Raw genomic sequence first — 9,690 nt, 5'->3', positions numbered from 1 at the left:
GGAATGACGGAAAGAATTGAAAGCGCTGCCATGTCCAAAGGCGTCATCGACCTGATTTCCATTCTCGATCTCGAGCCGATCGAGGTGAACCTGTTCCGCGGCAACAGCCCGAAGACGAGCTGGCAGCGGGTGTTCGGCGGCCAGGTGATCGGACAGGCGATGGTCGCGGCCTGCCGCACCGTCGAGGGCCGGCTGCCGCATTCGCTGCATTGCTATTTCATCCTGCCGGGCGATCCGCAGATCCCGATCATCTACCAGGTCGAACGCCTGCGCGACGGCAAGAGCTACTCGACCCGCCGCGTCACCGCGATCCAGCACGGCAACGCGATCTTCTCGATCATGGTATCGTTCCACGCCGAAGAGGAAAGCGCGTTCGACCATCAGGACGAGATGCCCGACGTGCCGCCGCCGGAGAAACTCACGGCGGAGGAGGTGGCGAAGCAGCCGATGTTCAAGGAGATGCCGGACTTCATCCGCCGCTACTACGAATCCGATCGTCCGATCGAGCTGCGCCCGGTCGAGCTCGGGCGTTACTTCGGCCAGAAGATCGACGACGGCCGCATCCATGTCTGGATCAAGACCGCCGCGACGCTGCCGGAGGATCCGGCGCTGCATATGTGCGCGCTCGCCTATGCCTCCGACTTCTCGCTGCTGGATGCGATCATGGCGCGCTATGGCCGCACGCTGTTCGACAAGCGCATGATGCCGGCGAGCCTCGATCACGCGATGTGGTTTCACCGCCCCTTCCGCGCCGACGAATGGCTGCTCTACGCGCAGGATTCGCCGAGCGCGCGCGGCGGCCGTGGCTTGACGCGCGGGTCCATCTTCAAGCCCGACGGCACGCTGGTCGCCTCGGTCGCGCAGGAAGGCTCGGTGCGCGAGCGGAAATCCTAGGCTGCTGGCTTCGTGCCCTCCACGAGCTCGAATTGCGTCATGGTCCATGTGAAGTACCAGCGCAGCAGCCACGGAATCGGAATGATCAGAAGGCACCCGAGGCCAAAGGCCAGGGTTCGCCACAATAGTTGCAGGCCCGTTCCGACGAAGACGATCTCGCGCCGCGTTCCCGCGACGTGCCGACAGATCCAGCGCATCCACGCAGCCATGACCCAGGCCCAGCCGATGACCGTGAATATGGCGAGAAACATCAGGAGCTGCCAGCCGACGAAGGCCCACGGGCTGCCGTTGAAGGTCATCGCGATCGGCCGACCGTCCGAGCTGATATTTGCGACCACCCAGCGCAGAATCATCCAGGACAGGAAGGCCTGGAGCGGAATTGCCGCGAGCTGAAACAGATCGCCGTAAAGTCCGGCATAGCCCAGGATCGCCAGTGCGATGAAGACGTACCAGATATCGCCGACCTGGCCGGTGAACCCGATGTTCGGTCGTTGCGGGACGTGGACGCGCGGGAACAGCCAGCGATAGTAGCCGGTGGCGATCCAGGGTGCCGGCACCACGACAAGGTTGCCGACCACCAGCAGGATGCACCATCCCAGAAACGACCATAGCGGCAGATCCACCGAAAGCTGGCCGCGAGCATCGCCGCTCGAAGCCGCCACCGGTGAGGCGCCGGGCACGAGTCCGGGGACCGCGCCGGCCTGTTGCCAGCCCGCCATCCCTTCGCTCCAGACCAGCGTGTCCGAACGCACGATTCCCTTCGCGATCAGATCGCGAAACTGGGCTTCGGGAAAGGGCCCCTTCTGCTGGCCCTCGGATGCGTGGAACCAGGTTCGGCTCGACATCTCGTCCGCTCGCTACCGAAGGCCGGCAGACATCACATGGCCGCTTGCGAGCCGCGCGGCACGAGCTCGGTCTGTGAGGCGAACCAGTTCATGATCCAGCGATACACCCACGGAATCGGGATGATGAGGGCGCAGAGTATCGCCGCCACGATACCGCGCCAGAGGATATCGAGACCGCTGCCTTTGAAGACGATCTCGCGGCGCGTGCCCTCGATGCTGCGGCAGAACCAGCGCATCTGCGCCGCGGCCACCCAGGCCCACCCGATGATGGTGATGATCGAGATCGCAAACAGCAGATTCCAGCCGATATAGGCCCAGACCGAGCCGGTGAAGCTCAGGCCTAGCAGCTGGCCGTTGGAAGCGAGGTTCGCGACCATCCATTTGATCAGGAGCCAGTAGAGCACGACCTGGACGATGAACAGCAGATTGCTCAGAATCTCGCTGCCGACATAGCCGAGCGCGATGGCGAGAACGATGAAGCCGAAATACCAGGGCACCAGGGTCATCGCGCTGCCGGTGAAACTGAGGTTCGGCCGCCCGGGCACCCTCACGCAGGACACGATCCATTTGGTGTACCAGACGAACAGCCACGGCACCGGGATGATGAAGCAGGAGCCGATCACGAGCGCGAGCGTGCGCCAGGTGAACTCGAGGATGCCGAAATCGACCGACAGCGACCCGCCGCTGGCGGCCGCAGCGTAGCCGCCGGCGCCGCCATAGCCACTTCCGCCCATCATCGGCGGACCGCCCGCGGGGACCGCCGGCGGAGCGCCGCCGCCGATCAGGCCGGGAATTTCGGCGGCCTTCTGCCAGCCGGCCATGCCCTCGGTCCATACCAGCGTGTCCGGGCGCACGACGCCCTGGGCGACGAGGTCGCGGAATTGCCCTTCCGGAAAGGGCCCCTGCTGCTTGCCCTCGCTTGCGTAGAACCAACTCGCCATCTGCCGTCCCCCTCAAACATATTTATGTGCCAGCCGGGACGCCTGGGTTCACCGCATCCATGCCAAAAATGCATTGTGAAGGATGAACGGTTGCCCTGTACAGAGGCGGCCGTTCCCACGAGCAGGCGTTTTTCCGCTTCAATCTGCAACTTTTTTGTGCCATTTGCCCGGAAAGATGCCAGATTGACGCTGCGCCGGGGACATGCGGCGCGGCGCATCCCGGGGAATAGGCCTGACCATGAAACTCGTCGTCGCGATCATCAAACCCTTCAAGCTCGATGAGGTCCGCCACGCCCTGACCGCGATCGGCGTCCACGGCATGACCGTGACCGAAGTGAAGGGCTACGGCCGGCAGAAGGGCCACACCGAGATCTATCGCGGCGCCGAATATGTCGTGAACTTCCTGCCGAAGCTGCGCATTGAGATCGCGGTCGCTTCCGACGTCGCCGACAAGGCGGTCGCCGTCATCACCGCGACCGCCCGCACCGGGCAGATCGGCGACGGCAAGATCTTCGTCACGCCGATCGACCACGCGCTGCGCATCCGCACCGGCGAAACCGACAGCGACGCTCTCTAAGAAGCATCCGTCGATCGCCCGGGGCAACGACGCCACAGCGTGCGACGTCATTAATGTGCCCGGGGGAAACGACATGGCGGGGTATTTGCGCCGCTCGTTGCTGCGCCGACGCAGACCGCAGGCTCCGCGATCAACGCCGCAGACACCGCTGGATGATCGTCGCGACAGCACTGGTTGATGACGATCCCGGGGCTCGCACTGTTCTATTCCGGAATGGTGCACAAGAAGAACGTGCCGGCCCACCATGGCGCAGAGCCTTCCCACGTTCAGCTTCGTCTACATTCCCTTGGCGCATTGGTGTGGGGCGGCGGCTTTCTCGCCAGCATGGGTGTGCTCGATTTCGCCGGCGGCCTCGTGGTGCATCTATCGGCCGGCACCGGCGGCCTCGGGCTTCGTCGCCCCCTGGCACGGCATTCGTCATGGGCATCGCTGGTGGGCTTGTTGGTGCCCCTGCGCGTATCCCGTGAGCAGGAACTCGCCGGCCTCGACATCACCCAGCATGGCGAAGCCTTGCAACAAAGCCGCCTGCGCTACCTAAACACCATCGACCTGCCCGGCGCGTGAGCAACATTGTGTCGACAGGCTGTCATGCCTTAATTTTAATCGGCACTGACCACGTTTTGGGCGCGACGTAATGGCGCACTGCTCTGCAACACCCAGCGAAGGCGAAAATGCCGGGATTCATCGTCCGTTAGGCAACACGCCTGATCTGGCACGGCATTTGATTCTAGGGGTCTGGCTGTGCCCGCGTAGTGAATTTTCTCCCTCGTGGCGAACCAGTCGAGAAACGCCCGGCCACGTCCGGACCGGGCCCAAGCGGGGATAGGACCCATGAAAATTGTTATGGCGATCATCAAGCCATTCAAGCTTGAAGAAGTCCGTGACGCCCTGACCGCCATCGGCGTTCACGGTCTCACGGTGACGGAAGTCAAGGGATATGGCCGCCAGAAGGGCCATACGGAAATCTATCGCGGCGCGGAATATGCCGTGAGCTTCCTGCCCAAGATCAAGATCGAGGTCGCTGTCGCTTCCGACCAGGTCGACAAGACCATCGACGCCATCACGTCCGCGGCGAAAACCGGACAGATCGGCGACGGCAAGATCTTCGTCATCAACCTCGACCATGCGGTGCGCATCCGCACCGGCGAGGCCGATGCCGCGGCCCTCTGATTTCGCGCTCAACCTTATCCAAGCAGGAGTAAACAATATGACGTTCAAGCGTCCCTATGGCGCGGGATTGGCGGCTCTCGTAGTCGGCCTGTTCGCTGCGACCGCAGCCTACGCCGAGCCAACGGTCAACAAGGGAGACAACGCCTGGATGATGACATCGACAGTGCTGGTGCTGTTGATGACGATCCCCGGCCTCGCGCTGTTCTACGGCGGTCTCGTCCGTTCCAAGAACATGCTCTCCGTCCTGATGCAGGTGTTCTACACCGTCTGCGTCGTCGTCGTGATCTATGCCGTGTACGGCTACAGCCTCTCCTTCACCGGTGGCTCCGACTTCATCGGCGGCTTCTCCAAGGCCTTCATGATGGGCGTCACCACCGAGACGAAGGCAGCGACCTTCTCCGTCGACGCCAACATCACGGAGCTCATCTATGTCTGCTTCCAGATGACCTTCGCGGCGATCACGCCCGCCCTCATCGTCGGCGCCTTCGCCGAGCGCATGAAGTTCGCGGCGATCGCGCTGTTCGTCCCGCTCTGGGTGACGCTGATCTACTTCCCGATCGCGCACATGGTCTGGTACTGGCAGGGTCCGGACCTGATCCAGGATGCGGCCAAGGCTCTCGCGGCGGCGGGTGACGCGGCGGCGAAGACCGCGGCGCAGGCCAAGCTCGACGAGCTCAACGCCGACGCCGGCTGGATCTTCAAGATGGGCGCGATCGACTTTGCGGGCGGCACCGTGGTGCACATCAACGCCGGCATCGCAGGTCTCGTCGGCGCTCTCCTGATCGGAAAGCGCGTCGGCTACGGCAAGGAGCTGATGGCTCCGCACTCGCTGACCATGTCGATGATCGGTGCCTCGCTGCTCTGGGTGGGCTGGTTCGGCTTCAACGCCGGCTCCAACCTGGAAGCCAGCGGCGGCGCTGCGCTCGCCATGACCAACTCCTTCGTCGCCACCGCAGCCGCCGCGCTGTCGTGGATGTTCGCGGAGTGGATCATCAAGGGTCATCCCTCGGTGCTCGGCGTGATCTCCGGTGCTGTCGCGGGCCTCGTGGCCGTCACCCCTGCAGCCGGCTTCTCCGGCATCATGGGCGCGATCGTCCTCGGCCTCATCGTCGGCGTGGTCTGCCTGTTCTTCTGCACCGTGGTGAAGAACGCGCTCGGCTACGATGACTCCCTCGACGTGTTCGGCGTGCACTGCGTCGGCGGCATCGTCGGCGCCATCGGCACCGGCATTCTGGTCAACCCCGCGCTCGGCGGCGCCGGCATCATCGACTATTCGGCGATCCCGCCGAAGGTCGCCGATTACGACTTCGCCACGCAGATGCTGGCCCAGATCAAGGCGGTCTGCACCACGCTGGTGTGGTCGGGCGTAGGTTCGGCGATCCTTTACAAGGTCGTCGACGTGATCGTTGGCCTCCGCGCCAATGTCGAGACCGAGCGTGAAGGCCTCGACATCACCGAGCACACCGAGCGCGCCTACAACATGTAAGTCTCCTCCCGGACGGGATCTCCCCGGAGACCCCGTCCACAACTCCGGTTCGGGCACATACCCGGCAATGCCCTGACCGTTGAGGGGCTCCAGCGCAAGCTGGAGCCCCTTTTTCTTTGACTGGTTCCTGGGTGGAGAGGGGATAGACCGCCCCTAATAATCCCGCTCTGGACGGGGGCGCCCGCCGATGGTTAATCGCGTCTTAACCTCGCCCTATCTATGGTGAACTGAACCGCTTCCCGCCGGTGCCTTCGCGCGACCGGCCGTTCCAAGAGTGCTGGCGTCCAGAATGGCTATGACCGCTTCATCCCGTGCGCCGCAGGCCAGTGGAAGCTCCGATTCCGAACGCTCGCCGTTCGTCCGGCTCAACGAGCTTTTGGCCCCGCATCAGCCGGGCAAACCGTTGATTTCGCTCGCGGTCGGGGAGCCCCAGCATCCCGTGCCCGACTTCGTCGGTCCGGTGCTCGCCAAGCACATCGCCGATTTCGGCCGTTACCCCGCGAACAAGGGCACCGATCCGTTCCGCCACGCCGCCGGCGCCTGGCTGTCGTCGCGCTTCAAGCTGCCGCGGCCGCTCGACCCCGAGAACGAGATTCTCGTCCTCAATGGCAGCCGCGAGGGCCTGTTCCTCGCCGCGATCGCCGCCGCGCGTTATGTCGGCCCGCGCCCCGGCAAGCCCGCCATCCTGATGCCGAACCCGTTCTATCCGGTCTATGGCGCAGGGGCCCTGGCTGCCGCTTGCGAGCCGGTGCATCTGCCGACGACGGTCGAGAACGGCTTCCTGCCCGACCTCGACGCCATCGACGAAGCGACGCTGGCGCGCACGGTCGCGTTCTACCTGGCCTCGCCCGCCAATCCGCAGGGCTCGGTCGCGAGGCCCGACTATTTCAGGCGCTTGAAGCAGCTCGCCGACCGCTACGGCTTCGTGATCCTCAGCGACGAGTGCTATTCCGAGATCTACACACGCGAGGCCCCGGGCAGCGCGCTCGAATGCGCCGGCCCCGACTTCACCCGCGTGGTTGCGTTTCAGTCGCTGTCGAAGCGCTCCAACCTGCCGGGCCTGCGCGTCGGCTTTGCCGCCGGCGACAAGAGGTTCATCGGCATGTTCCTCGAGCTGCGCAACATCGCAGCGCCCCAGGTGCCGGTGCCGCTCCAGCAGGTGGCGACCGTCGCCTATGGCGACGAGGCGCATGTCGAGGAGAACCGCAGGCTGTACCGGATCAAGTTCGATCTCGCCGACCAGATCATCGGCAATCGCTACGGCTATCGCCGGCCCGATGGCGGCTTCTGCGTCTGGCTCGACACGTCCGCGATCGGCGACGACGTGTCCGTGACGCTGAGGCTTTTCAAGGAGGCCGGCGTGCGCGTGGTGCCCGGCAGCTTCCTGGCGCGGCAGCAGCCCGACGGATTCAATCCCGGCGCGGGCTACATTCGGCTCGCGCTGGTGCAGGATGGCGAGACCACGGCGCAGGCGCTGCATCGCCTGGTCGAGACTCTGGGTTAGGCGGGGCCCATGAGCATGTCGGCAATCGAACGCGTCATTCCAATCGTCGGGCATCTGCCGCCCTCGATCCGCGAGGGGCTGGCGCGCCGCATGCGCGAGCTCACCGGGCTCGGCCTGATCGCGCTGGCGGGCGTCGCCTCGGCGGCACTGATGACCTGGTCGGTACAGGATCCCAGCCTCAGCCACGCGACCTCGCGGCCGATCCGCAACATCCTCGGCTATGCCGGCGCCATCGGCGCCGACCTCGCGATGCAGATCTTCGGGCTCGGCGCGATCATGATGGTCTTGACGGTTGCGATCTGGGGCTGGCGCATGATCACGCATCGCCCGTTCGACCGCGAGGCGCTGCGGCTCGGCTCCTGGATTCTATGCACGGTGATCGCGGCGGGCTTCGTCAGCTGCTTTCAGCATGGCGGCGCCTGGCCGCTGCCGACCGGCCTCGGCGGCATGGTCGGCGATGCGCTGGTGCGCGCCCCGGCGGTGATTTTCGGGCCGGCCGGCACCATCTATCGCGTCGTGCTGGGCACGATCCTGTTCGCCGCGATGGCCGCGACCTTCCTGATCGCCTGCGGTCTCGGCGCGCGCGAGCACGACGAAGAGCTCGCGGCCATCGACGAGGAAGACAAGCCGCTCGACGACAACGAGGAGAGCGACCGCGGCTCGGTATCCCTGGGCTGGCTGTTCCACGCGCTGATGAGCACCAAGGCACGCCTGATATGGCTGTGTGGGGCCGCCTACCGCTCGCTGGTGTCGAGCGGGCCGAAGACCAAGGCTGCCCAGTTCAGCCGCCAGGAGCCGAATCTCGGCGGCGGCCGCACCGCGCCGCCGATCTCGCCGCAGTCCGAAGACGAGGACTACGAGCACGAGGAGGAAGAGAGCGAGGAGGAGGAGGAAGAAGAGGAGCCCGTCGCGCGCGCGCCCCGCAAGAAGGCCGCACCGAAAACGCCTGCAAAGAAATCCTCCGACAAGTTCGACCTTCCCTCCGTCTCCATGCTGGCCGCGCCGAAGGCCGGCGATCGCCAGCCGCTCAGCAAGGCCGAGCTCGAGACCAATTCGCGCTCGCTCGAGGGCGTGCTGCAGGATTTCGGCGTGCGCGGCGAGATCGTGAAGGCCAATCCGGGTCCGGTCGTGACGCTCTACGAATTGGAGCCGGCGCCCGGCATCAAATCCTCGCGGGTGATCGGCCTCGCCGACGACATCGCCCGCTCGATGAGCGCGCTGTCGGCGCGTGTCGCCGTCGTGCCCGGCCGCAACGCCATCGGCATCGAGCTGCCGAACGCGCATCGCGAAAAGGTTTACTTGCGCGAATTGCTGGTGGCGAAGGAAGCGACCGACACGGTGGCAAAGCTGCCGCTGTGCCTCGGCAAGACCATCGGCGGCGACCCCGTCATCATCGACCTCGCACGCACGCCGCACATGCTGATCGCCGGCACCACCGGCTCGGGCAAGTCGGTCGCGATCAACACCATGATCCTCAGCCTGGTCTACCGGCTGCGCCCCGACCAGTGCCGGCTGATCATGGTCGATCCGAAGATGCTCGAACTCTCCGTCTATGACGGCATTCCCCATCTGCTCACGCCCGTCGTGACCGACCCGAAGAAGGCGGTGGTCGCGCTGAAATGGGCCGTGCGCGAGATGGAAGAGCGCTACAAGAACATGGCCAAGCTCGGTGTGCGCAACATCGACGGCTACAACACGCGCCTGCTCGAATTGAAAGCCAAGGGCGAGGAGCCGACGCGCACGGTGCACACCGGCTTCGACAAGGAAACCGGCAAGGCGATCTACGAGGAAGAGAAGCTCTCGCTCGACCCGCTGCCCTACATCGTCATCATCGTCGACGAAATGGCCGACCTGATGATGGTCGCCGGCAAGGACATCGAAGGCGCGGTGCAGCGCCTCGCGCAGATGGCGCGCGCCGCCGGCCTGCACGTGATTCTCGCGACGCAGCGCCCGTCGGTCGACGTCATCACCGGCACCATCAAGGCGAACTTCCCGACCCGCATCGCTTTCCAGGTCACCTCGAAGATCGACAGCCGCACCATCCTCGGCGAGATGGGCGCCGAGCAGCTGCTCGGCCAGGGCGACATGCTCTACATGGCCGGCGGCGGCCGCATCAGCCGCGTGCACGGACCGTTCGCCTCCGACGAGGAAGTCGAGAAGGTGGTGCGTCATCTCAAGACGCAGGGACAGCCGGAATATCTCGAAGCCGTCACCGCCGAAGAGCCTGCAGAGGACGAGGACGGCGCCGTGTTCGACGCCACCGGCATGGGCGG

8 protein-coding genes and 1 pseudogene are annotated in these 9,690 nt (G+C 65.1%); 7 read left to right on the top strand and 2 right to left on the bottom strand.

Going from position 1 to position 9,690, the window contains the following annotated elements:
- Window positions 1-30: 30 nt before the first annotated feature.
- On the top strand, window positions 31-894 hold the full coding sequence (gene tesB / locus JHD07_RS23285) for an acyl-CoA thioesterase II (protein WP_291626275.1): 864 nt from the start codon (window positions 31-33) through the stop codon (window positions 892-894).
- Here the strand turns inward: tesB and JHD07_RS23280 are convergent.
- The gene (locus tag JHD07_RS23280; protein WP_291626273.1) at window positions 891-1,739 is read right to left on the bottom strand and encodes a DUF4339 domain-containing protein; all 849 of its coding nucleotides are present in this window, start codon (window positions 1,737-1,739) and stop codon (window positions 891-893) included. The genes tesB and JHD07_RS23280 overlap by 4 nt on opposite strands.
- A 32-nt stretch (window positions 1,740-1,771) precedes the next feature.
- Window positions 1,772-2,680 carry a DUF4339 domain-containing protein gene (locus JHD07_RS23275; protein ID WP_291626271.1) on the bottom strand — a complete coding sequence of 303 codons (909 nt, stop codon included), beginning with the start codon at window positions 2,678-2,680 and terminating at the stop codon, window positions 1,772-1,774.
- 238 nt (window positions 2,681-2,918) lie between these two features.
- On the opposite strand from JHD07_RS23275, the gene JHD07_RS23270 reads away from it, so the two are divergent.
- From JHD07_RS23270 to JHD07_RS23245, 6 genes and pseudogenes are all read left to right on the top strand, one after another.
- Entirely contained in the window at window positions 2,919-3,257 is a 339-nt protein-coding gene (locus tag JHD07_RS23270) for a P-II family nitrogen regulator (protein ID WP_291626269.1), read from the top strand.
- Between the two features lie 96 nt (window positions 3,258-3,353).
- Window positions 3,354-3,644 (top strand): annotated as a pseudogene (locus JHD07_RS23265) (ammonia channel protein); the annotation flags it as partial.
- Window positions 3,645-4,088: 444 nt separating this feature from the next.
- Window positions 4,089-4,427 (top strand): P-II family nitrogen regulator, encoded by a 339-nt coding sequence (locus tag JHD07_RS23260; RefSeq protein ID WP_008142813.1) that lies wholly within the window; start codon window positions 4,089-4,091, stop codon window positions 4,425-4,427.
- A gap of 37 nt (window positions 4,428-4,464) precedes the next feature.
- Entirely contained in the window at window positions 4,465-5,913 is a 1,449-nt protein-coding gene (locus JHD07_RS23255; protein WP_291626246.1) for an ammonium transporter, read from the top strand.
- Between the two features lie 289 nt (window positions 5,914-6,202).
- Window positions 6,203-7,417: an aminotransferase class I/II-fold pyridoxal phosphate-dependent enzyme gene (locus JHD07_RS23250; RefSeq protein WP_291626244.1), complete on the top strand. Its 1,215-nt coding sequence runs from the start codon at window positions 6,203-6,205 to the stop codon at window positions 7,415-7,417.
- 9 nt (window positions 7,418-7,426) lie between these two features.
- Window positions 7,427-9,690, top strand: a 2,264-nt coding sequence (locus JHD07_RS23245) for a DNA translocase FtsK (protein WP_291626242.1), incomplete at its 3' end; no start/stop codon positions are given.

The organism is Bradyrhizobium sp. (assembly GCF_016462955.1).
Lineage (GTDB): Bacteria > Pseudomonadota > Alphaproteobacteria > Rhizobiales > Xanthobacteraceae > Bradyrhizobium.
Note: the sequence above shows the minus strand (reverse complement) of the source record. Positions and strands in the feature narration are given on the sequence as shown.